This is a genomic window from Nocardia sp. NPDC058666, from assembly GCF_042714895.1.
In the GTDB taxonomy this organism is placed as follows: Bacteria; Actinomycetota; Actinomycetes; order Mycobacteriales; family Mycobacteriaceae; genus Nocardia.
Window position 1 is genome coordinate 258,366 of sequence record NZ_JBHXRY010000004.1, and the last position, 24,461, is coordinate 282,826.

Genomic DNA, 24,461 nt, shown 5'->3' on the forward strand with positions numbered 1-24,461 from the left:
GGACGAATTGCTGTCGTCCCAGTCTAGAGACCTCGCGGGGGCCCTCCAGCCAGCACGGCCGTCAGGAGTTGCCCGCGATGATCACCTCCGGGATCCCGGTGCCCAGCGGTACCGGCTTGCACACCGGTGTGGGCGCGCCGGCCGGGTCGAGAATGCGCTGCAGCAGCTGTTGCACGAACGGGTCGTAGACCAGGTGGAAGTGGCCGGTCATATCCTCGGCGCACAGGTCCTGCAGCACCAGGTTCTCCGCGCCCGCGCCGCGCAGCGCGATGTTGGAGAACGGCTGGATCATCTCGTCGACCCGACTGCCGACCGTGACGTAACGGACACCGGGCACGGTGTCGCCGCCCGCGTTGAGTTCGACCATCAGCGGTTCGCCCTGCGCCTGCTGGACCGCCGCGGTGGAGGTGACTTTCGCGAACACGTCCATCATGCCGGGAATGGCCTGACCCACCGGGACCAGTCCGTACATGACCCCGCCGTAGCTGGGCGAGGCCAGGCCCACCCAGGTGCCGACCTTCGGGGCGCCGCCGAGTTTGTTGACGTAGAACCGGCTCACGGTCGCGCCCTGCGAGAACCCGACCAGGTCGACCTTGGTGGCCTTGGTCGCGGCGAGCACGTCGTCGACGAAGGCCGACAGCTGCGCGAAACTGATCCGCATGTCCTCGGTGCCGTAGGTGTCGGCGCCGGGCGCCCCGCCGTAGTTCAACGCGAAAACGCAGTAGCCCGCCGCGACCAGTTGCGGGCCGATGCCAGCCCAGTCGGAGTACGCGCTCGAATCGGTGCCGTGCACCAGCACGATCGGCCGCGGATGCTGCGCGCTGGGCGTACAGCCGAAGTTGTTGAGCCCCACCGGAACCGAGTTCGGGTGGGTGTTGATGTAATGGGCGGCATCCAGGTGATCGGACTGTGCCGGACCCGCCTCCATCGGGATGACGGCGGGTCGAAAACCCGCCGGTTCAGCGGTGGCGATCGGCGCGAACGACACACCGATCACCGCCGTGCAGGCCAGTGCCGTGACCGCCACCGCCGCGCGCATTCGTGATGTTCCCCAACCCCACAACGTATCCAGTTGTTCCATATCCCAAACATTTACCCCATGGGTCTGACATCCGCACGTCGGGTAGGGCCTTCACCGCGCCATCATTTCTCGGGGGTTGCGTCGCCCTCGGAAACAACATCGTCTTCGGCGAGGATTCGATACAGCGCCCGACGGGTCTCGGCGAGCACGTCGGCCGCCTTTGCCGCCTGCTGCGCGGTGCCGACCTGGGCCACCTGACCGACCGCGCCCATCACCTGTCCGACCAGCTCGCGCAGGTCCAGCGCCTGGGCGCCGACGTCCTGTCGGACCTGTGCCCACGGGTCGCCCAGGTCCTCGCGATGGGTCTCGACGTAGGCCTTGCCCTCGTCGGTGAGCTGCGCGGTCTTGCGACCGGCGATCTTCTCGATGAGCACCAGCCCCTCATCCTCGAGCTGGGCCAATGCCGGGTAGATGGATCCCGGGCTGGGGCGCCAGACGTCGTCGCTGCGGTCGCGGATCTGCTGGATCAGCTCGTACCCGTGCATGGGTCGCTCGACCAGCAGCAGCAGCACCGCGGCGCGCACATCGCCACGCCTGCCCCGCCCGCCGCGGCCGCGTCCGCGACCGAATCCGGGGCCGAAACCCGGCCCGAATCCGGGACCGAAGCCCGGTCCGAACTCGGGGCCGTGCCCGTGTCGCCCGCCGTGCCGGAATTGCTGCCGGTCGTGACCGAACTCCCTGGGGCCCGGTCCGCGACCGCGCCGGAAGTGTCCGAATTCTCGTTGTTCCTGGTTCTGCATGACAGCCTCCTAAGGCTTCCTCGTTGTTCTTGACACTATCGACGATATATCGGCAATGCATCGAGCGCAAGGAGTATCTTTGATGCACCATGACCGAACTCGCCGCACCGCTGCGCCTGGCCGAACTCATCGCCTCGCTGTCGCTGGCCACCGACCTGGGTTTGGGTCAGCCGCAGGAACACGTCCTGCGGCAGACCGTTCTCGCGGTCCGGCTCGCGGAGGCGGCCGGCCTATCGGAGGCGGATCGTGCTGCGGCGTACTATGTTTCGCTGCTGGCGTGGGTCGGTTGCGTGTCCGACTCCCCCGAGATGGCCCGCTGGTTCGGCGACGATCTGCGCATCCGCGCCGACAGCTACGACATCGACAAGACCGGGTTGCCGATGATGGGTTTCCTGCTCGGTCACCTCGCGCCGGGCGCGTCACCGCTGCGCCGCCTGTCGATGACCGGCCGGTTTCTCGCGGGCGGCGTGCGCGACACGATGGACTCGTTTCTCACCCACTGCCGCACCGCCGCCGATATCGCCGAACGCCTCGACCTGCCCACTGCCGTGCAAACGGCGCTGCCGCAGGCGTTCGAACGGTGGGACGGCCACGGCGTGCCCGGCGGGTTGCGTGGCGACCAGATCACCGCGGTGATGCGCGTGGTCCATATCGCCGATGACGCGGAAGTCCATGCGCGCGTGGGCGGTATCGACGCGGCGGTGCGAATGTTGCAGTCGCGCAGCGGAACCGAGTTCGATCCCAATCTGGTCGCCTTGTGCGTCGATGGAGAACTGCTGGAAGGGCTGGACCAGGTCGATGCTTGGCAGCAGGTGATCGACGGCTGTGCGGCGCTGGACAGGCCGATTCCCGATGCCGAACTCACCGACGTGCTCACTGTGTTCGCCGACTACTCCGACTCGAAAGCGACCTGGTTCCTCGGTCATTCGCGCGCGGTCGCCGACCTGGCAGCCGCCGCGGCCCGCGAATACGGCCTGCCCGCCGACCAGGCAGAGACGGTGCGGCGGGCCGCGTTGGTGTGCCGGCTGGGCACGATCGGCGTGTCGACCGGCATCTGGAACAAGCCCGGACCTTTGACCGCGTCCGAACGCGAACGGGTTCGCATGGTCCCCTATCTCACCGAACGCGTGCTGGCCCGCAGCCCCCACCTGGCCGCACTCGCCGGACCCGCCTCGATGGTCTACGAACGCCTGGACGGATCCGGGTATCCGCGCGGGCTCACCGGCTCGATGCTGCCGCCCGCCGCGCGAATTCTGGCCGCCGCGCAGATGTTTCGCGCCCTCGGCGAGGACCGCCCGCACCGACCCGCCGTCGACGCCGACGAACGAGCCGCGATCCTGCGCGCCGAAGTGACAGCGGGCCGACTCGACGGCGACGCCGTGGCCGCGGTCCTCGCGGCAGCCCAGGGCCGTCGACCCCGCAAACGCGCCCAGATCGCCGGCCTCACCGCCCGCGAACTCGACGTGCTCGCCCTGCTGGTGCGCGGCCGCTCCACCCGCGAAATCGGCCAGACCCTGGGCATCAGCCCGCGCACCGCGGGCAGCCACGTCGAGCACATCTACACCAAGATCGGCGTCCACAGCCGAGGTTCGGCGGCGGTTTTCGCGATGCGCCACGGCCTACTCCCCGACGAGGATCAGCCCACAAAGATCGGGTGATCACCCGATGTTCCGCGCCCGCGAAACGCCGAGACTTTCCCCATGACTACTTCGACCCCCACCCCGCAGGCCACCACCACGGTGGCCGACCGCTTCCTCGCCGCACTGATCGACCGCGACTTCACCACCATGTCCACCTACCTCGCCCCCGACGTCACCCTGCGCGGCCTCATCCCACCCGGCCCCTTCACCGAAACCGGCCCCACCCCCACCATCGACCGCTTCCGCGGCTGGTTCGGCGGCCCCGACGACTTCGCCGTGGTCGACTCCGGCCGCGACCGCGTGGGCGACAAGCTCGCGATGCACTGGCGAGTCCGCATGCACCCGGCCAACGGCACCCCGCGCCTGGCCGAACAGCGCGCCTACCTGACCACCGACAACGACACGATCACCAGCATCGACCTGGTATGCACGGGCTGGCAGCCGGCCGAGTGAGCCGATGCCCGACCAACCCGGGGCGCTACTTCTGCGCCAGTTCGTCGATCCAACGCTGCAACCGCGCACCCTCGGTGACCATCAGTTCGGGATCGCGGAAGGTGTTGGCCAGCAAGGAGATTCCCTGGTAGGCGGCGACGAAGGCGATCGCGAGTTCGTCGGCGTCGTCGCGACCCAGTTCGGCGAACTGCTCCCGCGCCCACTCCACCAGTAGCCCGATCACCCGCGCCGGTTCGCCGCCGAAGGCATCCTCGCGCTTGTCGAGTTCGGCCGCGAGGGATCCGGTCGGGCAGCCGAATCGCGCAGCCATCTCTCGCTGTTCGACCCAGCTGCGCACCATCGCCTTCAGTTTGTCGGCGGGGCCCGGCAGGTCGGCGAGCTCGGCTACCGCGCCTGCCAGGACCTGGGCGTGCAGGTCGATGACCGCGGCGATGAACTGGTCCTTGGTTTTGAAGTAGTAGTAGACGTTGCCGACCGGCACGTCGGCTTCGCGGGCGATGTCCGCGATCGTGGTCTTCTCGATGCCCTGCTGGTAGAACACCCGCATCGCCGCCTGGACCAGCCGGTCCCGCTTCCCGATCGCTGGCCTGACCTGCGCATCCGATTCAGTCATGTAACTGACTATAGACGTGGGGCGACCCCGGTCGGTCGCCCATCACCCGATATCCACCGGATCGATCTGCACTCGCAACGGCGCGTCGGACCGATGTGAACTGCGCACCGCTTGCCCGGCGGCCAATGCCCGAGCCAGCGGTGCGCCACCCGACCGACCCACCCGCAGCAACATCCGCTCGACCTCGACGGGGGAATCCGCTCCCGAGAACGGTTTGCGGGCGGTGGGCGGCAACGGCACCGGGCCGAGCAGTTCGGTGCCCTCGGGAAGTGTTGTGGCATCGAGCAATTCGGCGATCGAGGCCGTTGTGCCGTCGACGGCGGCCAGGCGAACCGCGGGCGGGAAGCCGACTTCGGCGCGGGCTTCCAGTTCGGCGGCGGCGTGGTTGACGGGGTCCCAGCGCACCAACGCTTGCACGGTGGGCAGGGAGGGTTCGGCCATCACGATCACCTGTCCGCGCGGCCGGACCAGTGCGGCGGCACCCATCCAGCGCCGCAGGGTGTCCTCGCTCGCGCGCAGGTCGGCGCGTCCGAGCAGGGCCCACCCGTCCAGCAGCAGGGCGACGCCGTAGCCGCCGCGCACCAGCGGTTCCGCGCCGACGGTGGCGACAACGACCTGACCCCCTGGTTCGACGGTGTCGAGCATTTCCCCGCCCCCCGACGTGCGAATCGGCACCCCAGCGAACGCGCGACCGAGTTCTTCGGCAGTGCGCGCGGCCCCGATCACCGTGGCTCGAAGCGCGCGCGCACCACAGGCTTGGCAGCGGAAAGCGGCTTCGACGATCCCGCACCATTTGCAATGCGGGCTGGCCGCTTCACCGTTGGCAGACTGCGGCAATGCCAGGGGACCGTTGCAATGGCGGCAACGCGCGGGCGTGCGGCATTTCGCACAGGCCAGCGACGGCACGTACCCTCGCCGCGGCACCTGCACCAGCACCGCCGTGTTCTCCTTCAGGGCCGAACGCGCCGCCGCGAACGCGACACCGGGCATTCGCACCGACCGCGCCAGCGCATCACGTTCCAGCGCGAAGTCACTGTCACCGGGCGCGCTGATCCGCGGCGTCACCTCACGCAACAGCTGACGTTCCGCGAGAAGGTCACGCGCCCAACCGGATTCGACCACCGCCTGCACTTCCGCGGTCCGCGCGAAACCCGCGGCCACGAACGCCGCCCCGGTCTCGTGCGCGCGCAACATCGCCACTTCGCGCGCGTGCGGATACGGTGACCGCTGCTCGGCATAGGTGTCGTCCCCGTCGTCCCAGATCGCGATCAATCCGAGGTCCTGGGCAGGCGCGAACACCGCGGCCCGCGTGCCGACCACGATCCGCGCCTGGCCCCGCAACACCGCCAACCACCGCCGGTACCGCGCCGCGGGCCCCAGGCCGGCCGACAGTCCGACCGCCGAATCCCCTACCAGCGCAACACATTCAGCCAGCAATCTATCCAGATCCCGCTGATCCGGCACCATCAACACCGCACTGCGCCCGCTGGCCACCACCGTCGCCGCCAACTCGGCCAGCCGCGCCGCCCAGTCCTCCCCCGGCAGCGCCTGCCACGCCGCCCGCGCACCTTTACCCTGCGCCAGCGCGTCGACGAACGCCATCCCGTGCACGTAGCGTCCCCACGCCGAGGCATCGACGGTCGATTCCGCAGCGACACCAGAGGATTCGGGCGAGTCGAGACCCGCATCCCCCGACGACGAACCTGCCTCGCCGCCAACAGTTTCGACCGCCTCAGCCTTCTTGACCCCACCCGTTTCGGTGCGGGCGTGACGCGGCGGTATCGCCAGCCGCAGCACATCGGCGCGCGTTCCGGCATAGCGCGCGGCCACAGCGGTGGCCAACCGCAGAACTTCCGGAGTCAGCACACGTTCAGCAGAAACGACCCGCTCCAGCGGCATCATCTTGCCGTTGTGGTCGCTGCGCGGAAGTCGTTCCAGCAGATACCCATCCACCAGCCGCCCCGCGAACCGCACCCGCACCCGCACCCCCGGCTGCGCGATCTCCTCGAGTTCAGCCGGAACCAGATAGTCGAAGTCGCGGTCGAGGTGGGCAGGCGACAACAGCGGGAGCACCCTGGCGATCGGGTGTCCCGCTGTTGTCGAGTGTTCTTCGCCGCTCACGCGGTCCGTGGGTATTACAGGCCGACGGCCGCGCGCAGCTTGTCGGCGCGGTCCGTGTGCTCCCAGGGCAGGTCGATATCGGTGCGACCGAAGTGACCGTAGGCCGCGGTGGGCGCGTAGATCGGGCGCAGCAGGTCCAGGTCGCGGATGATCGCGCCCGGACGCAGGTCGAACACCTCGGAGATGGCGGTGGAGATCTTGGCCGGGTCGACCTTCTCGGTGCCGAAGGTCTCCACGAACAGACCCACCGGTGCCGCCTTGCCGATCGCGTACGCGACCTGCACCTCGACGCGATCCGCCAGGCCCGCGGCCACGACGTTCTTGGCGACCCAGCGCATGGCGTAGGCGGCCGAGCGGTCGACCTTGGACGGATCCTTGCCCGAGAACGCGCCGCCGCCGTGGCGAGCCATGCCGCCGTAGGTGTCGACGATGATCTTGCGACCGGTCAGGCCCGCGTCGCCCATCGGGCCGCCGAGCACGAACTTGCCGGTCGGGTTGACCAGCAGTCGGAAGTCGGCGGTGTCCAGGCTCGGCATGTTCAGATCGCCGATCACGGCCTCGACGACCTTTTCGCGGATATCGGGAGCAAGCAGGTTGTCCAGGTCGATATCGGCGGCGTGCTGGGTGGAGATCACGACGGTGTCGAGGCGAACCGGGCGGTCACCGTCGTATTCGATGGTGACCTGGGTCTTGCCGTCGGGGCGCAGGTACGGCAGCACGCCGGACTTGCGGACCTCGGTGAGCTTGCGCGACAGGCGGTGCGCCAACGCGATCGGCAGCGGCATCAGCTCGGGCGTGTCGATGGTCGCGTAACCGAACATCAGACCCTGGTCGCCGGCGCCCTGACGCTCGATCGCGTCGTCGGAACCGCCCACGCGCGCCTCGTGCGAGGTGTCCACACCCTGGGCGATATCGGGCGACTGGGCGCCGATCGCGATGTTGACACCGCAGGAGTTGCCGTCGAAACCCTTTGCGGAGGAGTCGTATCCGATCTCGAGGACCTTTTCGCGCACGATGCGCGGGATGTCGGCGTAGGCGGAGGTGGTGACCTCGCCCGCGACATGGACCTGCCCCGTGGTGACCATGGTTTCCACCGCGACCCGGCTGCTCGGGTCCTCCGCGAGCAGTGCGTCGAGGATGGAATCGCTGATCGCGTCACAGATCTTGTCCGGATGACCCTCGGTCACGGACTCACTGGTGAATAGCCGACTACCTGTCGTACGCACAGTTATTCCCTCTCCCTCAACGGGTTACTCGTTCGGCTTGTGACGGTAACTTCTCGGTGTTACCGCGCAACCCTTCTCATCAAGACTATTCCAAACCACCGACATGGTGGCGAGTAAGTACCAAGCCGCGCCGCGATCGCACACGCCACCGGTAGACTGCGCGGCCGACCTTGTCGCGCAACGTATTTCACGCGCGACACCCGGTCAGCGCAGCAGCGGGACCAGCGCGTCGAGTACCCGGCTGGCCAGCAACGCCTTCGAACCGTGATCCAGCGCGACCTCGGTGCCGTCCGCGCCGAGCAACCAGCCGTCGTTGGTGTCGACCTCGAACGCCTTGCCCTCACCGACCGCGTTGACCACCAGCAGATCGCAGCCCTTGCGGGCCAGTTTCGACCGCGCGTGGGTGAGCACGTCGCCGTTGTCGTCACCGGTCTCGGCGGCGAAACCGACGATCGCGGTGCCTGCGAGCCTGCCTTCGGTGCGGGCATCGACCAGTCCGGCGAGGATGTCCTCGTTCTTGGTCAGCGGGATCGAGTCGGGCTCGTCCGCGGCGCCCTTCTTGATCTTGGCGGCGGCCACGGTGGTCGGCCGGAAATCGGCGACCGCGGCGGCCATGATCACGGCATCGGCACCGAGCGCGTGCTTGTCGACCGCGGTTTTGAGCTGGTCGGCGGTGGTGATGTGGACCAGTTCGACCGCGGCGGGCGGCGCGAGCTCGATGGTGTTGCCCGCGATCAGCGTCACCTGGGCACCACGCTGGGCGGCGACCCTGGCCAGGGCGTAACCCTGTTTACCGGAGCTGCGGTTGCCGAGGAATCGCACCGGATCGAGGGGTTCCCTCGTTCCACCGGCGGTGATCACCACGCGGCGACCGGTCAGGTCGCGGGGCAGCGCGTCGGCACGTTCGAGCAGCAGCGAGGCGAGTCCGAAGATCTCCTCGGGCTCGGGCAACCGTCCCGGACCCGTATCGGCACCGGTGAGCCGGCCCGACGCGGGTTCCATGACATTGGCGCCGTGCGCGCGCAACGTCGCGACATTGGCCACCGTTGCCGGATGCTCCCACATCTCGGTGTGCATCGCGGGCGCGAACAGCACCGGACATCGAGCCGTCAGCAAGGTGGCGGTGAGCAGATCGTCGGCGCGCCCCTGTGCGGCGCGCGCCATCAGATCCGCGGTGGCGGGGGCGATGACGACCAGATCGGCTTCCTGACCGATCCGCACATGCGGCACCTCGGGCACGTCGGCGAACACCGTGGTGTGCACCGGCTGCCCGGACAACGCCTCGAAGGTCGCTTTGCCCACGAACTGCAAAGCCGATTCGGTGGGCACGACGCGCACCTGATGGCCGGTCTCGGTGAACCGGCGGACGAGGGCACACGCCTTATAGGCGGCGATGCCCCCGCCGACCCCGACGACGATCCGCATGGTCTTCTACGCCTCCGAGCTAGCGATCGCCGTCACTCGCCCTCGGTGTGTTCGAGCAGGTCGGCGTGGATCTCGCGCATGGCGACCGACAGCGGCTTCTCCTGCAGACCCGGCTCGACGAGCGGGCCGACGTACTCGAGGATGCCGTCGCCGAGCTGGTTGTAGTAATCGTTGATCTGACGGGCGCGCTTGGCCGCGTAGATCACCAGGGCGTACTTCGAGGATGTGCGCTCGAGCAGCTCATCGATCGGCGGGTTGGTCAGGCCGATCGGGGTGTCGTACGCGGGCACTACGGTGATGTCTGTACTCACTAGGAGTGGCTCCTGCGGGTTAGTGGGTCAAGAACTCGAATTTGTGCTAACGAACAACGATACCAACTCCGCACAAGCGGTCGTTACCTCGCTGTTCACGATGACCGTGTCGAACTCGTCACGCGCGGCCAATTCGACCCTGGCGGTCTCGAGCCTGCGCTCGATCACCTCGGGGGTCTCCGTGCCGCGCGAACGCAGCCGTGAGACCAGTTCTTCCCAGCTGGGCGGCGCGAGAAACACCAGAAGTGCCTCGGGCATCGCCTGCCGGACCGACCGTGCACCGGCCAGGTCGACTTCGATCAGTACTGAAAGTCCGGCCGCCAGCGCTTCGCGCACCGGGGCGGCGGGGGTGCCCGATCGCTGCAACCCCCCATGGATGTCTGCCCATTCGAGCAGTTCGTCCGCCGCGATCATGGCGTCGAACTCCGCTCGGGAAACAAAACGGTAATCGCGGCCGTGCACTTCACCGGGACGAGGGTCCCGGGTCGTGGCCGACACGCTGAACACCAATTCGGGCAGGCGTTCCCGCACGCACTTCACGACCGTGGATTTGCCCACGGCCGAGGGGCCGACCAGTACTACCAGTCGGCCCTTCCGCGTGTTTTTGTCCACCAGTTCTTAGGCGTCGAAGTCGAAGCGGGCCAGCAGCGCAGCGCGCTGACGGGCACCGAGCCCACGGAGACGACGCGTAGGCGCGATCTCCAGCTCGGTCATGATCTCGGCCGCCTTGACTTTGCCGACCTTGGGCAGAGCTTCGAGCAGCGCGGAAACCTTCATCTTGCCGAGAATCTCATCGGACTCGGCGTCGGTGAGAACCTGCTTCAGGTTCGTGCCACCGCGCTTCAGGCGCTCCTTGAGCTCTGCCCGAGCGCGGCGAGCGGCAGCCGCCTTCTCCAGAGCAGCGGCGCGCTGCTCATCAGTCAGCTGGGGAAGGGCCACGGGTTCCTCCGTCTCATCGTTCATTGCCAGATCTACCGCCGGTTACCCGGACGGTCTGTGCGACCGTACCCACGGTGCGCGCCGATTGCGAACCCGACCCCCAGGTCAGGGCCGGATTACGGATGCCGTATGGCGCGCGCGGGCTCGATGCGGTGACGCCGTATTCCGCTGCCACGATCGTACCGTCGAAATCAGAAAATGCACCCCCACCTGCGGTTTTACCGATATGGGTGATGATAGCCACCAGGTAGCGACACGGGCGGGCGTCCCCCTGGCAAACCCGGTGCCGCGCGACCAGCGGATTCCGTGAAAATCCCCGCGTGTCGCTGGATTTCGTACAGCGTGTCGCGAAAATCGGGCGCGGAACTCGTCCAGAATCGCGCCCGATGACGGGGCGGAATCGGGGATGTCGGCGGGGCCGTGCGGGCACGACAAAGCCGGGGCAGCGTGTCGCTACCCCGGCTCGTGATCGTTGTCTCAGCGCTGCAGGAAGGCGAACTCTTCCTGCAGTTGGGCTGTTTTGTCACACAGTGCTGTCACCGACGGGCCCGCGTTGAGGACCTCACGGGAGACATTGGGCACCACTGCGGCCAGGTTGGCCTCGGGGACCAGGGCGCGGATGGAGTCCGCTCCCCCGCCCTGGGCGCCCACACCGGGCATCAGGATCGGGCCGTTGAGGGCCGAGAGGTCCGGTGCCTGGGTGAGGGTTGCGCCGACGACTACGCCCACGGAGCCGAAGCCGTCGCCGGTGTTACGGGCGGCGGCGTCGTCGACCATCGTCTGCGCGATCGTGCGGCCGTCGGGGGCGGTGATCCGTTGCAGTTGTGCCCCTTCGGGATTCGAGGTCGCCGCGAGGACGAACACGCCGCGGTGGTTGGCCTTCGCCAGGCTCAGGGCCGGGTCGAGGGAGCCGAAACCGAGGTAGGGCGAGACCGTCACGGCGTCGGAGCCCAGGGGTCCGTTGCCGAGCCAGGCGTGGGCGTAGGCGTCCATGGTGGAGCCGATGTCGCCGCGCTTGGCATCGGACAGCACCAGGGTGCCCGAGGCGCGCAGCACCGAGATGGTGCGTTCGAGCACCGCGATGCCACCGGAACCGTAGGTCTCGAAGAACGCGACCTGCGGCTTCACCAACGCGACCCGACCGTCGAAGGCTTCGACGCAGATCTCGGCGAACGCCTCGAGCCCGTCGACGTCCTCGGTCAGGCCCCACGCCCGCAAGAGCGCCGGATGGGGATCGATGCCGACGCACACCGGGCCGAATTCGCGCATGGCGTGCTGCAATCGGCTACCGAACGTCGTCATCGATCCTGCTCCTGGTTGTCGTCATGGTGGTCAGCCACGCAGCTTGGAGTGCAGTTCCTGCAGCGAACGCACCCCGATGCCACCGTTGATGCTGGCTTCGATGCCCTGCACCGCCGCCGCCGCGCCTTGCACGGTGGTGATGCACGGGATGTTCGCGCCCACCGCGGCGGTGCGGATCTCGTAGCCGTCCACGCGGGGGCCCGAGTTGCCGTAGGGGGTGTTGAACACGATGTCGATCTCGCCGTCGCGGATCTGCTCCACGATCGAGGCCTCGGGCATGCCGGTGGCCGGATCGGTGGCGTCCGGGTCGGAGTGCTTGCGCACCTGTTCGCACGGAATGCCGTTGCGGCGCAGGGTTTCCGCGGTGCCCTCCGTGGCGAGGATGCGGAAGCCCAGGTCGTGCAGGCGCTTGATCGGGAACACCATGGCGCGCTTGTCGCGGTTGGCGATCGAGACGAACACGGTGCCCTCGGTGGGCAGCGAGCCGTAGGCGGCGGCCTGGCTCTTGGCGAAGGCGGTGCCGAAGTCGGCGTCGATGCCCATGACCTCGCCGGTGGACTTCATCTCCGGGGAGAGCAGCGAGTCCACGCCGGAGCCGTCGGCGCGACGGAACCGGTGGAAGGGCAGCACGGCTTCCTTCACCGCGACCGGGGCGTCGAGGGGCACGTGGCCGCCGTCGCCCTCGGGCGGCAGCATGCCTTCCTTGCGCAGGTCGGCGATGGTGGCGCCGAGCATCACGCGCGCACAGGCCTTCGCCAGTGGTACCGCGGTGGCCTTGGAGACGAACGGAACCGTCCGGCTGGCACGGGGGTTGGCTTCCAGGACGTAGAGCACGTCGTCCTTGAGGGCGTACTGCACATTGAGCAGGCCCTTGACGCCGATGCCCTTGGCCAGTGCGATGGTGGAGCGGCGCACGGCTTCGATGTCGCTGCGGCCCAAGGTGATCGGGGGCAGCGCGCAGGCGGAGTCACCGGAGTGGATGCCTGCTTCCTCGATGTGTTCCATCACGCCGCCGAGGTAGACCTCTTCGCCGTCGCACAGGGCGTCGACGTCGATTTCGATGGCGTCTTCGAGGAACCGGTCGACCAGCACCGGGTGATCGGGGCTGAGCTCGGTGGCGCGGGAGATGTAGCCCTCGAGGGACTGCTCGTCGTAGACGATCTCCATGCCGCGCCCGCCCAGCACGTAGGACGGGCGGACCAGGACCGGGTAGCCGATCTCGTTGGCGATCTTCTTGGCCTGGGCCACGTTGGTGGCGGTGCCGTACTTGGGTGCGGGCAGGCCCGCGGCCACGAGCACGTCACCGAATTCGCCACGGTCCTCGGCCAGGTCGATCGCGGCCGCGGAGGTACCGACCACCGGCACGCCGGCATCGGTGAGGCGCTGCGCCAGACCCAGCGGAGTCTGACCGCCGAGCTGCACGATCACACCGGCGACGGTGCCCGACTCTGCTTCGGCGTTGTACACCTCGAGGACGTCCTCGAAGGTGAGCGGCTCGAAGTAGAGACGATCGGCGGTGTCGTAGTCGGTGGACACGGTCTCGGGGTTGCAGTTGACCATCACGGTCTCGTACCCGGCGGCCGAAAGGGTCTGTGCCGCATGCACACACGAGTAGTCGAACTCGATGCCCTGACCGATCCGGTTCGGACCCGAACCCAGGATGATGACCTTTTCGCGCTCGAGCTGCGGCGCGACCTCGGACTCCGCACCGGGGTCCAGCTCGTAGGTGCTGTAGTGGTACGGGGTCTTGGCCTCGAACTCCGCGGCGCAGGTGTCGACGGTCTTGTAGACCGGGCGCACCTGGAGGCGGTGACGCAGCGAGCGCACGCCCGCCTCGCCCGCGAGCTCAGGACGCAGCGCGGCCAGCTGACGGTCGGACAGACCGTAGTGCTTGGCGCGACGCAGCAGATCCTCGTCGAGCACGGGCGCGTCGAGGACTTCCTGACGCAGCTCGACCAGGCCGAGCACCTCGGCGACGAACCACGGGTCCACACCGGAAGCCAGTGCGACCTCTTCGACGCTCGCGCCGTAGCGCAGCGCGCGTTCGACCTGGTAGATGCGACCCTCGGTCGGCACACGCAGGTCGGCGAGAATCGCTTCGATCGCCTCGCGCACCGACGCCGGATCGCTCGGATCCGCCGGGGCCCACTGGCCGTCGTCGGTGGTCCAGAAGCTGGCGGCCTTGGTCTCGAGCGAGCGCAGCACCTTACCGAGAGCCTCGGAGAAGTTGCGGCCCATCGACATCGCCTCGCCCACCGACTTCATGGTGGTGGTCAGCGTGGCATCGGCGCCGGGGAACTTCTCGAACGCGAACCGGGGTGCCTTGACGACGACGTAGTCCAAGGTCGGCTCGAACGACGCCGGGGTCTCGCCGGTGATGTCGTTGACGATCTCGTCGAGGGTGTAACCGATGGCCAGCTTCGCGGCGATCTTGGCGATCGGGAAACCGGTGGCCTTCGACGCCAGCGCCGACGAACGCGACACACGCGGGTTCATCTCGATGACGATCAGACGACCGTCCTTGGGGTCCACCGCGAACTGGATGTTGCAGCCGCCGGTGTCGACGCCGACCTCGCGCAGAATGTCGATGCCCAGGTCACGCATCTTCTGGTACTCGCGGTCGGTGAGGGTCATCGCGGGGGCGACGGTCACCGAGTCACCGGTGTGCACGCCCATCGGGTCGACGTTCTCGATCGAGCAGACGATGACCACGTTGTCGTTGCGGTCGCGCATGAGCTCGAGTTCGAACTCCTTCCAGCCGAGGATGGACTCCTCGATCAGGACGTTCGCGGTCGGCGAGGCGGCGAGGCCACCGCCGGCGATGCGGTCCAGGTCGGCCTCGTTGTAGGCCATGCCCGAACCGAGCCCACCCATGGTGAACGACGGGCGAACCACGACCGGGTAACCGAGGTCGGCGACAGTCTCGCGTACCTCGTCCATGGTGTAACAGACTGCGCTGCGGGCACTTTCACCGCCGACCTTGGCGACGATGTCCTTGAACTTCTGCCGGTCCTCGCCGCGCTGGATGGCGTCGAAGTCGGCGCCGATCAGCTCGACGTTGTACTTGGCCAGCACACCGTTCTCGTGCAGGGCGACCGCGGTGTTGAGCGCGGTCTGCCCACCGAGGGTGGCCAGGATGGCGTCGGGGCGTTCCTTCTCGATGACCTTCTCGACGAACTCGGGGGTGATCGGCTCGACGTAGGTGGCGTCGGCGAATTCCGGGTCGGTCATGATGGTCGCCGGGTTGGAGTTCACCAGCGAAACGCGCAGTCCCTCGGACCGCAGCACCCGGCACGCCTGGGTGCCGGAGTAGTCGAATTCGCACGCCTGGCCGATCACGATCGGGCCAGAGCCGATCACCAGAATGTGCTTCAGATCCTCGCGGCGAGGCATCAGGCTCCTTCCATGAGACCGGCGAAACGGTCGAACAGGTATGCGGCGTCGTGCGGGCCTGCGGCGGCCTCGGGGTGGTACTGCACCGAGAAGGCGCGGCCGTCGATCAGCCGGACCCCTTCGACGGTGCCGTCGTTGGCGCAGATGTGGGAGACCTCGGCCTTGCCGAACGGGGTGTCGAACACCTCGCCGCGCTCGCCCTCGAGGGCGAAACCGTGGTTCTGGGCGGTGATGGACACGCGACCGGTGCCTTCTTCGATCACCGGGATGTTGATGCCGCGGTGACCGAACTTCATCTTGTAGGTGTTGCGGCCCAGTGCCCGGCCCAGGATCTGGTTGCCGAAGCAGATGCCGAACAGCGGGATCCCGCGTTCCAGGACACCCTGGGTGAGCGCGATCGCGCCGACCTGGGTGGCGGGGTCGCCGGGACCGTTGGACAGGAACACGCCGTTGGGGTTCAGGGCGAGGATGTCGTCGATCGAGGTGTTGGCCGGGACCACGTGGGTGCGCACGCCGCGCTCGGCGAACATGCGCGGGGTGTTGGTCTTGATGCCGAGGTCGACCGCGACGACGGTGAACTTGTGGTCGCCCACCGGTTCGATCGTGTACATCGCGTCGGTGCTGACCTCTTCGGCGAGGTCGGCGCCCAGCATCGAGGCCTGGCCGTTGACTCGTGCGAGCAGTTCCTCGTCGCCGGCCAGTGCGGCACCGGAGAAGATGCCCGCCTTCATCGAACCGCGGCTGCGCAGGTGGCGGACCACCGCGCGGGTGTCGATCCCGGCGATGCCGACGACACTCTGCTTGTCCAGCTCTTCCTGCAGTGTGGTGGTCGCGCGCCAGTTCGAGCTGACTCGCGAGGGGTCGCGCACGGCGTAACCGGCGACCCAGATCTTGCCCGACTCGTCGTCCTCGTCGTTCCAGCCGGTGTTGCCGATCTGCGGCGCGGTGGCCACCACGATCTGGCGGGCGTAGCTGGGGTCGGTGAGGGTTTCCTGGTACCCGGTCATCGCCGTGCAGAACACGGCCTCACCGAGTGTCTGGCCCTGCGCGCCGAAGGCGGTTCCGCGGAATACGCGGCCGTCCTCGAGCACCAAGGCTGCCTTTGCTGTGCTCATTCATCGTCTCCCGTCGTCACCCTGGTCGCATCCGCAGTCCATGCCGGGTACACCGTCTTGTCGTCGCCTCGGAAACCGGTATCGATCTCGGTCCCCGTCGGCAGTGTCCAGCGAATTACCAGCACACCATTGTCTGTCATCACTTTGCCCGCGTGTCCGCGCTCGGTACGCACAGCGCTCACGGATTCCTGCGGAATCCAGATCACCGTGGCGCCGTCGCGTTCGAGCAGAATTCCGCGTTCGAACCGCGTCAGTTCGGCGGTCGCCCGGAATCCCAGGTCACCGACCGCGATCCGGTCCTGCCAGCTGGGCGCGATGGTGCTGCCCAGATACATGCCGGTGGTCGGTTCCAGTAGTTGTGCGCCCAGTTCGGCCGGCACCGTCGGCAGTTCGCCGATGCGTGCCTGCTGTCGCATGGCTTTCTTCTGCCAAGCCCGGTACATCAGCCACAGGCACACCACGAAAAATGCCAGCAGCCCGACTACCCACAGCGTTCTTTCCACGTCCTGGCCTCCCTAGATCCCGACCGCCTTGCCCTCGCGGGCAGTTACCCGGCCGCGCAGCACGGTGGCTGTGACCTCGGCCGGGAAAGTCATGTCCTCGAACGGGGTGTTGTTCGAGATACTCGCCAGCTCGGCGCCGCGCACCGTCCACTCGGCGTCGGGGTCGATCAGCGTCAGGTTGGCCGGTTCACCGACCGCGATCGGGCGGCCGTGGTCGTCGAGGCCGACGATCGCGGCGGGCTTCTCGCTCATCACCTTCGCGACACCGCGCCAGTCGAGCAGACCCGGCTGCACCATCGTCTGCACGATGATCGACAGGGCGGTCTCCAGGCCGAGCATGCCGGGGCGGGCGGCCGCGAATTCGCAGCACTTGTCCTGTTCGGCGTGCGGGGCGTGGTCGGTGGCGACACAGTCGATGATGCCGTCGGCCAGTGCCTGGCGCAGGGCGGTCACGTCGGAGGACTCGCGCAGCGGCGGGTTCACCTTGTTGACCGCGTCGTAGGTTTCCAGGCGCGAGTCGTCGAGGAGTAGGTGGTGCGGGGTGACCTCGGCGGTGATCGAGATGCCTTGGGACTTCGCCCATTTCACCAGTTCGACCGTGCCCGCGGTGGAGGCGTGACAGATGTGCACGCGGGCACCGGCGTCGCGCGCGAGCAGGGCGTCACGCGCGACGATCGACTCCTCGGCGGCGCGCGGCCAACCCTGCAGGCCCAGGCGCGCGGCGTTGGGGCCTTCGTGCGCGATCGCGCCCTTGGTCAGCCGCGGCTCTTCGGCGTGCTGGGCGATGAGCACGCCCAGGGAGTTCGCGTATTCGAGGGCGCGGCCCATGATCAGCGGGTCGTCGACGCAGTGGCCGTCGTCGGAGAACATCCTGACCTGGCCGATACCGGCGGCCATCGTGCCCATCTCGGCGAGCTGCTTGCCCTGCAGACCGACGGTGACAGCACCAACCGGGAACACGTCGACGAGGCCAACTTCCTGGCCGCGACGCCACACGTGGTCGGTGATGACGACCGAGTCGGCGACCGGGCTGGTGTTGGCCATCGCGAACACCGCGGTGTAACCACCCAGTGCCGCTGCGGCGGAACCGGTTTCGATGGTCTCGGTGTCTTCGCGGCCGGGTTCGCGCAGGTGCGTGTGCAGGTCTACGAAGCCGGGCAGCAGGATCTGGCCGTTGCCCTCGATCACCTCGGCGTCATCGGAAACCGTGATCCCGGTACCGATTTCGGCGATGATCGTGTCGCGCACCAGGACGTCGACGGGTTCGCCTTCGCCATACGGCTTGACGTTCTTGATCAGCAGCTCACTCATACCGTTTCCTCCTGACCGACGAGCAGCCGGAACAACACGGCCATCCGCATGTGCACACCGTTCGAAACCTGCTGCAGCACAGCCGATTGCGGCGAATCCGCGACCGCCGGGGCGATTTCCATGCCGCGCAGCATCGGGCCGGGGTGCAACACGACCGCGTCGTCGTCGAGCAGTCCGAGCCTGCGCTCGGACAGTCCGTAGTTGATCGAATACTCACGCGCAGACGGGAAGAACCCGCCGTTCATCCGCTCCGCCTGCACGCGCAGCATCATCACCGCGTCGGCACCGGGCAGTTCCGCGTCCAGCGAGGTCGACACCCGCGCGGGCCAGGTTTCCACGCCGACCGGCAGCAAGGTGCGCGGCGCGACCAGAACCACTTCCGCGCCAAGGGTATTGAGCAGGGAGACATTGGAGCGCGCGACCCGGCTGTGCAGGATGTCGCCGACCAGCACTACCCGCTTGCCCTCGACATCGCCGAGGCGCTGACGCAAGGTGAGCGCGTCGAGCAGGGCCTGGGTGGGGTGCTGGTGGGTGCCGTCGCCCGCGTTGATGATCGAGGGGGCGGTGCGGTTCTGCTCGCGAGCCCACTGCTCCATCCAGCGCGCGATCTGATGCGCCGCACCCGAGGCCGGGTGGCGCACGATCAACGCGTCGGCACCCGCGGCGTGGAGGGTCAGCGCGGTGTCGCGCAGCGATTCCCCTTTGGACACAGACGAACTCGACGCGCTGACGTTGATCACGTCGGCGCTCATCCACTTGCCCGCGGTCTCGAAGGACACGCGGGTGCGGGTGGAGTTCTCGTAGAACATGGTCATCACGGTGCGGCCGCGCAGGGTCGGCAGCTTTTTGACCTCGCGGCCCAGCAGGGCCTGTTCGAAGCGTTCGGCTTCGTCGAGCAGTTCCGTGGCGGTCCCGCGATCCAGGTCATCGACCGTCAGCAAATGCTTCATGCCTCCACCTCGCTGACGCTCGGCTCCGGCATGAACCATTGGATGGCTGTGTTCTTGGTTCGGTCGCTTCGCTCCCTCACAGCTCTTGACCCTCCTGATGCAGGTAGACCCCATCGCGACCGTCGTGCTCGGTCATCAACACGGAAATGTCCTCGGCGCGCGACGTCGGCACGTTCTTGCCCACGTAATCGGCGCGGATCGGCAGTTCGCGGTGGCCGCGGTCGATCAACACCGCCAGCTGCACGGCGCGGGGGCGACCGAGGTCGCGCAGGCCGTCGAGGGCGCTGCGCACGGTGCGACCGGAGAACAGCACGTCGTCCACGAGCACGACCAGCGAGTTCTCGATCCCGCCGTCGGGCACCGAGGTGCGCTCGAGCGGGCGATGCGGGCGACTGCGCAGGTCATCGCGGTACAGGGTGATGTCGAGCGAGCCCAGCGCGGGCCGCACGCCGGAGAATTCCTCGATCTTGTCCGCCAGCCGGTTCGCCAGGGTGGTGCCGCGCGTCGGGATTCCCATCAGAACCACCCGCGGTGCGTCGGCGTCGCCGGAATCCAGGGCGGTCTTCTCGATGATCTGATGCGCCATCCGCGCTACCGTGCGTTGCACGTCCGACGGGGACAACAGCTCGCGTCCGGCGTCCACCCACTCCGGGGTGTGCCGTTGCGATGTTTCACTCGCGCCGGTTTTGGCCGCCCGTTCGGGCACAGCCATGCCGACCTCCTTCCCCGCCTCACCGGACGGTCCGTTAAAGGATGTCTAACTCGCCCGTCAGCTTATCAGCGCCACGCGATGCCTTTGACCAGGTAGGGGTGCCTGTGAGCGCGGCCACGGGGTTCGCGACGGGGTCGGCGATGCGTCGGCGATCACTTGTGCGCCGAAAGTGCTGTGAGGGCCGGTATTTCGTCGTCGGTGGGGTGTGTTCGACCCCTCGGGTGCGTGACGGCATTCACTGTGGGTACTTCACCGCATGACGTCGCCGTCCGCGATCACGATGTGGGTGCCTGCGTTGAGCAGGGCGGTGGCGGTGAGGCCGAACATGGCGTGGAAGGTGTCGCTGAAGTGGGAGGGGCTGGCGAAGCCGGCTCGGGTGGCGGCTGTGGTCAGGTCGGCGCCTTCAGAGATCGCTCGGCCTACGGCGAGCATGCGGGCCCAGACCCGGTAGCGGCGGAACGTTGTTCCCGCGTGGGTGGAGAACAGGTGCAGCAGACGGGATTTCGACAGGTGGACCGCTGCGGCCAGTTGATCCGCGGTGACCGGGCGGGCCGGGTCGGCGCACAGGATCGCTGTCGCGGCGGCTACTCGAGGGTCGACCGGTCGTGGGGACGGACCGCACGCGAGGTGCAGGATTTCGGCGGGATCGTTGTTGTCGGCAGCGCGGATCAGCGCGGGTTCCTCCGCGTGGGCGAAACCGAACCCTTCGGACGTTTCGGTCATTCGAGGCAGGCAGGCAGCGGATTTGGGCGAGCCAGGATCGATATAGCAGAACAGCATTCGCGTGTCGGCCACGATCTGGTGCGGGGTACGGGCTGGGATGAGGGCGCTGCGGACTGTGCGAGCTCCGATCGCGTCGGCGCGCACAGTGAACGGGGCGTCGAGGCCGACTGCCAGGCACAGCACGGAGCCGCAGTGGCGGTCCAGGCGCAGCGACGGGCCGCAATAGACGGCGTGACCGGCCCACAACCACACCGTGGCCGAGATACGGCACGTTTTCGGAAGTGGCGGCGCACCCATACCCACCATGCTTGCACGACCCCTGCTGACCGCATCGGGGGAACGGAGGAGTGCCATGTTCGGAGAAGTCGTTGCCACGATGCTGGTCGTCGCGGTCGGTCTGGTGCATCTGGTGCCCGGTGTGGTCGCGCTGGCACCTCGTCGGGCGGCGGTCGTCTACGGGACGAAGGTGCGCGACCGTGACCTGGAACTTCTGTTGCGCCATCGTGCGGTGCTGTTGACGCTGGTCGGCGTCGGGTTGATCGTCGGGGCGTTCGTGTCGTCGACGAGGGCGGTGACGATGACGGCCGGGGTGCTCAGCACGGGTTCGTTTGTCGCGTTGTCGGTCGCGGTCGGGTGGGGGAATCTGAATTCCAGAACCCGGCGGGTGGCGCAGGTCGACGTGGCCGCGCTGGCAGCTTTGGCCGTGGCGGCGGGGCTTTTCGTCGTGGTCTGATCGCTGGCCGTTTACAGCGGCACGGGTGGTTCCGGTGCGGACTGGCGGGTGGGGATCGCGCTGATGGTCAGGGCCAGCATGACCAGGGCGATGCCTGCGAGTTCCAGGGTTGTGGGGCGTTGCGCGAGGGCTATGGCGCCGACGATGGTGGCGGTTGCGGGGAGCAGGGCGAGTAGGAGGGCGAAGCGGGCTCGGCCTACCGCGGTGAGTACGACCTGGTCCAGGGCGTAGGGGACGGCGCTGGACAGGATGCCGACGCCGAGGCCGAACAGCCAGGTGCGGGGGTCGGCGAACACTGCTGCGTCGATGGCCAGTTGTGGGATCAGGACGAAGGGGGCGAGCAGGGCGGCTGCGGCGGCCATGCCGACGGCGAGGGAGTCCTGGCCGTCGCCGGTGTCGGCTACTCGTTTGCCGACCAGGATGTAGGCCGCCCACAGCACGGCTGCGGCGAGGGCGAAAGCTACGCCGACCGGCTCGGCGTCCAGTTGCACGCCCGCGAGCATCACCACGCCGATCGCCACCAACGCGACCGCGAGCAAATCCCTGGCCCGACGTGATCCCAGCGTCGCGACGGCGACCGGGCCGAGGAATTCGATCGCGACGGCGGTGCCCAGGGGGATGCGGGCGATCGCCTCGTAGAACACGATGTTCATCCCGACGGTGACGATGCCGAAACCGGCCGCCGTCACGATCCCCCGCCGCGTCCAGCGGGTCCGCCATGGGCGCCGCCAGGCCAGCAGCGCCACGCCCGCCGCGGCGGCTCGCAACCAGGCGACGGTGGAGGGTTCGGTGGTGTCGAACAGGAACACGCCCAGTGCCGCGCCCACATATTGCGAGGTCGCGGCGACGATGAAGACCATCGGCACCGACCAGCCGGGTAGCGTGCGCTTCGTCGGCTGGTCGGTTGTCGAGATCGCATTCATCCCACGATTAATCCACAGGGCCGTGATGATTTCAACGCGGATTCACTGTCCGAATCATGCTGGGCGGATTCGCGTTTCAGGTCATCTGTGCGCCGGACGTCGGACACCCACCGCTCGTGTGTGCGCTCTATCGCTACGCGCCGAACCATTGGGTCAGCGCTGCGCGCAACTCGGTCGAGGTGTCGGTCTGCTCGTCCAGCGTTGCGGCCCACGCGATGTGGCCATCGGGGCGGATCAGCATGGCGTCGGCCGGGCGGTCTCCGGTTTTGGCCGTGTGGATTTCGACGCGCGGTGCCCACTGTTCGACGATCTCGCGCAGGTCGGCGCGATCTGCCAGGTCGAGGAAGATCGGGCGCGCGGCGTGCATGAGTTCGGCGACGCTGGTGGCGCCTTGGTCGGTGTGCAGGGGCAGGTCGGGCGCGAAAGTACCGGTGAGCGAATGGGTTCCGGGCATCGGGTAGCGCAGGTCCGTTCCCGCGACGAGGGCTCCCATGCGGCGAAGTGCGGGCTCGTCGGTGAGCAGTTCTTGGAATACCGCGCGCAAAGCCTGTGCCGCGGGGTCCTGGCCCTGGCGAAGTGCCGCTTGGGCGCGGGTTTGCAGCAGTGCGCGACCGCCGGCGAAATGGCGTTCGTCGTGATAGGTGTCCAGCAGGTTCGCTGGTGCCCCACCGCGGATGTCGGCGGCCAATTTCCAAGCCAGGTTCACCGAGTCGGTCATGCCGAGGTTCATCGCGGCACCTGTCGCTGGCAGCAGGTGAGCCGCGTCGCCTGCTAGGAAAACCCTTCCGGAGCGGTAGTTTTCGGCCTGGCGGTCCTGAAACTGGTAGCGCGACAGCCGAGTTGGTTCGCCGAGCGGCACCTCGGAACCGAGCACGCGCCGCACACTGTCTCCCAATTCGGTCATGGTCAGCGGTTCATCGCTGTCGTATTCGGCGTCTTCTTCCTCGGTGGTCTGGAAGAACATGACCCGTGTTTCGGGGCTGACCGCGCCCAGCGCGAATATGCCGTTGTCGGTGTGCGTGAAGCCCGGCGCGATCCGCCCGAACCCCGGCACGTCGATTCCGCCGTCGTCGAGCACGGTCACCGACTCGTGCACCGCGACCGCGGCCAGCCGGTTCACCTCCGGATAGGTGCTGCCAGGGAATCCGATCCCCACCAGCTCACGAATCCGACTGCGCCCACCATCGCAACCGACCAGGTAGCGGGCTCGAACACGATAGGTCCCGTCCGGCCCGTTCACCTCAGCGACCACCGCCTCGTCATCTTGCGTCACCGCGACCACCTCGTGCCCGCGAAAGATCTGCGCCCCGAGTTCGACGGCATCCTCAGCGAGCAGTTCCTCGACACGCGCCTGCGGAATCGCCATGGCGTGCAACGGATTTTCGTCCAGACCGGTGAAGTCCAGATACACCCCGCCGAACGGGAAAATCGGTTTCGGACTCGGGTCACCACTGGCTTCGGTCATCCGATCGAGCAGTCCCCGATACCGCAACACATCCAAAATCCGCCCACCCAGCCCGCTGGCCTTCTGCGCGGTCCCCGGCCGTTCCCGCCGCTCGAGCACCACCGCCCGCACCCCGCCCCGCCCCAACTCCCCCGCCAGCATCAACCCGGCAGGCCCAGCCCCGACAACGATCACGTCGGCGTTCATCTCTTGCATCTGTCACTCCCAAAGGTGGCTGGTCCCTGCGTTGCCCAGCGATTCTGCAGGACCACCGGGGCCTTGCCGCAAGCCCCTGGGTGCGTTATAAGTTGGAGGGGGAACGAGTTCCGCTCCGGTGCAAACGATTACGGTGCACGTGCGACAGACTGCCGCAAGCGGTGCGAAGGCGCGGGCGGTTATGGTCGAGCGGTGACCGACACCCAGGGCATCGCACAGACCTACTTTCGCGCCCTCGAAGCGCGTGACTGGACGGCGCTCGCCGAACTTCTCACTGATGACGTGGTGTATGAGATGCCGCAGTCGCGTGAGCGAATCAACGGCCGCGACCGGTATCTGCGGTTCAACCAGGAGTATCCCGGCGACTGGCATCTGGCGGTGCGTCGCATTGTGGCCCAGGACAATTGCGCCGCCGCTTGGATCGATGCCCGGGTCGGAGACGAACATCAGGACGCGATCGTCTGGCTCGATGTCGACGACACCGGTCGAATCACCCGCGTGACCGATTTCTGGCCGGAAAACTACGAACCGCCCCTCGGCCGCGAACATCTCACCGAGCGATACTGACTACTCGACGCCGCGGCAGA

General features: G+C 67.8%; 23 protein-coding genes. 4 read left to right on the plus strand and 19 right to left on the minus strand.

Annotation, left to right across the window (positions count from 1 at the left end):
- Nucleotides 1–61: 61 nt before the first annotated feature.
- Both ACFWVD_RS12875 and ACFWVD_RS12880 read right to left on the minus strand, forming a co-directional pair.
- Complete coding sequence (locus ACFWVD_RS12875) at nt 62–1,081, minus strand: esterase/lipase family protein (protein ID WP_379242212.1); 1,020 nt, start codon at nt 1,079–1,081, stop codon at nt 62–64.
- Nucleotides 1,082–1,143: 62 nt separating this feature from the next.
- Nucleotides 1,144–1,821 (minus strand): PadR family transcriptional regulator, encoded by a 678-nt coding sequence (locus ACFWVD_RS12880; protein ID WP_379242213.1) that lies wholly within the window; start codon nt 1,819–1,821, stop codon nt 1,144–1,146.
- Between the two features lie 89 nt (nt 1,822–1,910).
- Here ACFWVD_RS12880 and ACFWVD_RS12885 point away from each other — a divergent pair, with 89 nt between their 5' ends.
- Nucleotides 1,911–3,479, plus strand: a complete 1,569-nt coding sequence (locus tag ACFWVD_RS12885) for an HD domain-containing phosphohydrolase (RefSeq protein WP_379242214.1) — start codon at nt 1,911–1,913, stop codon at nt 3,477–3,479.
- A gap of 42 nt (nt 3,480–3,521) precedes the next feature.
- Nucleotides 3,522–3,914 (plus strand): nuclear transport factor 2 family protein, encoded by a 393-nt coding sequence (locus tag ACFWVD_RS12890; protein ID WP_379242215.1) that lies wholly within the window; start codon nt 3,522–3,524, stop codon nt 3,912–3,914.
- A 25-nt stretch (nt 3,915–3,939) separates the two neighbouring features.
- Here ACFWVD_RS12890 and ACFWVD_RS12895 read toward each other — a convergent pair whose 3' ends face one another.
- From ACFWVD_RS12895 to ACFWVD_RS12965, 15 genes are all read right to left on the minus strand, one after another.
- The gene (locus ACFWVD_RS12895) at nt 3,940–4,527 is read right to left on the minus strand and encodes a TetR/AcrR family transcriptional regulator (protein WP_379242216.1); all 588 of its coding nucleotides are present in this window, start codon (nt 4,525–4,527) and stop codon (nt 3,940–3,942) included.
- Nucleotides 4,528–4,569: 42 nt separating this feature from the next.
- A complete protein-coding gene (locus tag ACFWVD_RS12900) occupies nt 4,570–6,648 on the minus strand; it encodes a primosomal protein N' (protein WP_379242217.1) in 2,079 nt (692 codons plus the stop codon).
- A 14-nt stretch (nt 6,649–6,662) separates the two neighbouring features.
- Entirely contained in the window at nt 6,663–7,874 is a 1,212-nt protein-coding gene (gene metK, locus ACFWVD_RS12905) for a methionine adenosyltransferase (RefSeq protein ID WP_379242218.1), read from the minus strand.
- Between the two features lie 204 nt (nt 7,875–8,078).
- Nucleotides 8,079–9,299 carry a bifunctional phosphopantothenoylcysteine decarboxylase/phosphopantothenate--cysteine ligase CoaBC gene (gene coaBC, locus ACFWVD_RS12910; protein WP_379242219.1) on the minus strand — a complete coding sequence of 407 codons (1,221 nt, stop codon included), beginning with the start codon at nt 9,297–9,299 and terminating at the stop codon, nt 8,079–8,081.
- A 32-nt stretch (nt 9,300–9,331) separates the two neighbouring features.
- Nucleotides 9,332–9,610: a DNA-directed RNA polymerase subunit omega gene (gene rpoZ, locus ACFWVD_RS12915; RefSeq protein ID WP_379242220.1), complete on the minus strand. Its 279-nt coding sequence runs from the start codon at nt 9,608–9,610 to the stop codon at nt 9,332–9,334.
- Between the two features lie 27 nt (nt 9,611–9,637).
- Nucleotides 9,638–10,222, minus strand: coding sequence for a guanylate kinase (gmk, locus tag ACFWVD_RS12920; RefSeq protein ID WP_379242221.1), 585 nt, complete (start codon nt 10,220–10,222; stop codon nt 9,638–9,640).
- A 6-nt stretch (nt 10,223–10,228) separates the two neighbouring features.
- Nucleotides 10,229–10,549, minus strand: a complete 321-nt coding sequence (gene mihF / locus ACFWVD_RS12925) for an integration host factor, actinobacterial type (RefSeq protein ID WP_379242502.1) — start codon at nt 10,547–10,549, stop codon at nt 10,229–10,231.
- Between the two features lie 477 nt (nt 10,550–11,026).
- Nucleotides 11,027–11,851, minus strand: coding sequence for an orotidine-5'-phosphate decarboxylase (gene pyrF / locus ACFWVD_RS12930; protein WP_379242222.1), 825 nt, complete (start codon nt 11,849–11,851; stop codon nt 11,027–11,029).
- A 30-nt stretch (nt 11,852–11,881) separates the two neighbouring features.
- On the minus strand, nt 11,882–15,244 hold the full coding sequence (gene carB / locus ACFWVD_RS12935) for a carbamoyl-phosphate synthase large subunit (protein ID WP_379242223.1): 3,363 nt from the start codon (nt 15,242–15,244) through the stop codon (nt 11,882–11,884).
- Complete coding sequence (gene carA, locus ACFWVD_RS12940; protein WP_379242224.1) at nt 15,244–16,359, minus strand: glutamine-hydrolyzing carbamoyl-phosphate synthase small subunit; 1,116 nt, start codon at nt 16,357–16,359, stop codon at nt 15,244–15,246. The genes carB and carA overlap by 1 nt, the downstream gene beginning before the upstream one ends.
- Nucleotides 16,356–16,862, minus strand: coding sequence for a transporter (locus tag ACFWVD_RS12945; protein WP_379242225.1), 507 nt, complete (start codon nt 16,860–16,862; stop codon nt 16,356–16,358). Before ACFWVD_RS12945 ends, carA begins: the two co-directional genes overlap by 4 nt.
- Before the next feature lie 12 nt (nt 16,863–16,874).
- Entirely contained in the window at nt 16,875–18,173 is a 1,299-nt protein-coding gene (locus tag ACFWVD_RS12950; protein WP_379242226.1) for a dihydroorotase, read from the minus strand.
- Nucleotides 18,170–19,123, minus strand: a complete 954-nt coding sequence (locus ACFWVD_RS12955; protein WP_379242227.1) for an aspartate carbamoyltransferase catalytic subunit — start codon at nt 19,121–19,123, stop codon at nt 18,170–18,172. The genes ACFWVD_RS12950 and ACFWVD_RS12955 overlap by 4 nt, the downstream gene beginning before the upstream one ends.
- Nucleotides 19,124–19,199: 76 nt before the next feature.
- Nucleotides 19,200–19,835 carry a bifunctional pyr operon transcriptional regulator/uracil phosphoribosyltransferase PyrR gene (gene pyrR / locus ACFWVD_RS12960; RefSeq protein WP_379242228.1) on the minus strand — a complete coding sequence of 212 codons (636 nt, stop codon included), beginning with the start codon at nt 19,833–19,835 and terminating at the stop codon, nt 19,200–19,202.
- Nucleotides 19,836–20,084: 249 nt separating this feature from the next.
- Nucleotides 20,085–20,855, minus strand: a complete 771-nt coding sequence (locus ACFWVD_RS12965; protein WP_379242229.1) for a helix-turn-helix domain-containing protein — start codon at nt 20,853–20,855, stop codon at nt 20,085–20,087.
- A gap of 55 nt (nt 20,856–20,910) precedes the next feature.
- Here ACFWVD_RS12965 and ACFWVD_RS12970 point away from each other — a divergent pair, with 55 nt between their 5' ends.
- Entirely contained in the window at nt 20,911–21,291 is a 381-nt protein-coding gene (locus ACFWVD_RS12970) for a hypothetical protein (protein WP_379242230.1), read from the plus strand.
- Between the two features lie 11 nt (nt 21,292–21,302).
- On the opposite strand, the gene ACFWVD_RS12975 is transcribed toward ACFWVD_RS12970, so the two are convergent.
- A complete protein-coding gene (locus ACFWVD_RS12975) occupies nt 21,303–22,214 on the minus strand; it encodes a DMT family transporter (RefSeq protein WP_379242231.1) in 912 nt (303 codons plus the stop codon).
- A gap of 133 nt (nt 22,215–22,347) precedes the next feature.
- Entirely contained in the window at nt 22,348–23,874 is a 1,527-nt protein-coding gene (locus ACFWVD_RS12980; RefSeq protein WP_379242232.1) for an FAD-dependent monooxygenase, read from the minus strand.
- 192 nt (nt 23,875–24,066) lie between these two features.
- On the opposite strand from ACFWVD_RS12980, the gene ACFWVD_RS12985 reads away from it, so the two are divergent.
- On the plus strand, nt 24,067–24,441 hold the full coding sequence (locus ACFWVD_RS12985; RefSeq protein ID WP_379242233.1) for a nuclear transport factor 2 family protein: 375 nt from the start codon (nt 24,067–24,069) through the stop codon (nt 24,439–24,441).
- The last annotated feature ends 20 nt before the right edge of the window (nt 24,442–24,461 follow it).

Bases quoted from the DNA above. Each gene is read 5' to 3' on its own strand.
- ACFWVD_RS12885 (WP_379242214.1), top strand. From the start codon at position 1,911: ATGACCGAACTCGCCGCACCGCTGCGCCTGGCCGAACTCATCGCCTCG.
- ACFWVD_RS12955 (WP_379242227.1), bottom strand. From the start codon at position 19,123: ATGAAGCATTTGCTGACGGTCGATGACCTGGATCGCGGGACCGCCACG.
- ACFWVD_RS12895 (WP_379242216.1), bottom strand. From the start codon at position 4,527: ATGACTGAATCGGATGCGCAGGTCAGGCCAGCGATCGGGAAGCGGGAC.
- ACFWVD_RS12965 (WP_379242229.1), bottom strand. From the start codon at position 20,855: ATGGGTGCGCCGCCACTTCCGAAAACGTGCCGTATCTCGGCCACGGTG.
- coaBC (WP_379242219.1), bottom strand. From the start codon at position 9,299: ATGCGGATCGTCGTCGGGGTCGGCGGGGGCATCGCCGCCTATAAGGCG.
- ACFWVD_RS12970 (WP_379242230.1), top strand. From the start codon at position 20,911: ATGTTCGGAGAAGTCGTTGCCACGATGCTGGTCGTCGCGGTCGGTCTG.
- carA (WP_379242224.1), bottom strand. From the start codon at position 16,359: ATGAGCACAGCAAAGGCAGCCTTGGTGCTCGAGGACGGCCGCGTATTC.
- ACFWVD_RS12975 (WP_379242231.1), bottom strand. From the start codon at position 22,214: ATGAATGCGATCTCGACAACCGACCAGCCGACGAAGCGCACGCTACCC.
- pyrF (WP_379242222.1), bottom strand. From the start codon at position 11,851: ATGACGACGTTCGGTAGCCGATTGCAGCACGCCATGCGCGAATTCGGC.
- carB (WP_379242223.1), bottom strand. From the start codon at position 15,244: ATGCCTCGCCGCGAGGATCTGAAGCACATTCTGGTGATCGGCTCTGGC.
- ACFWVD_RS12890 (WP_379242215.1), top strand. From the start codon at position 3,522: ATGACTACTTCGACCCCCACCCCGCAGGCCACCACCACGGTGGCCGAC.
- ACFWVD_RS12875 (WP_379242212.1), bottom strand. From the start codon at position 1,081: ATGGAACAACTGGATACGTTGTGGGGTTGGGGAACATCACGAATGCGC.
- pyrR (WP_379242228.1), bottom strand. From the start codon at position 19,835: ATGGCTGTGCCCGAACGGGCGGCCAAAACCGGCGCGAGTGAAACATCG.
- ACFWVD_RS12880 (WP_379242213.1), bottom strand. From the start codon at position 1,821: ATGCAGAACCAGGAACAACGAGAATTCGGACACTTCCGGCGCGGTCGC.
- ACFWVD_RS12980 (WP_379242232.1), bottom strand. From the start codon at position 23,874: ATGCAAGAGATGAACGCCGACGTGATCGTTGTCGGGGCTGGGCCTGCC.
- ACFWVD_RS12950 (WP_379242226.1), bottom strand. From the start codon at position 18,173: ATGAGTGAGCTGCTGATCAAGAACGTCAAGCCGTATGGCGAAGGCGAA.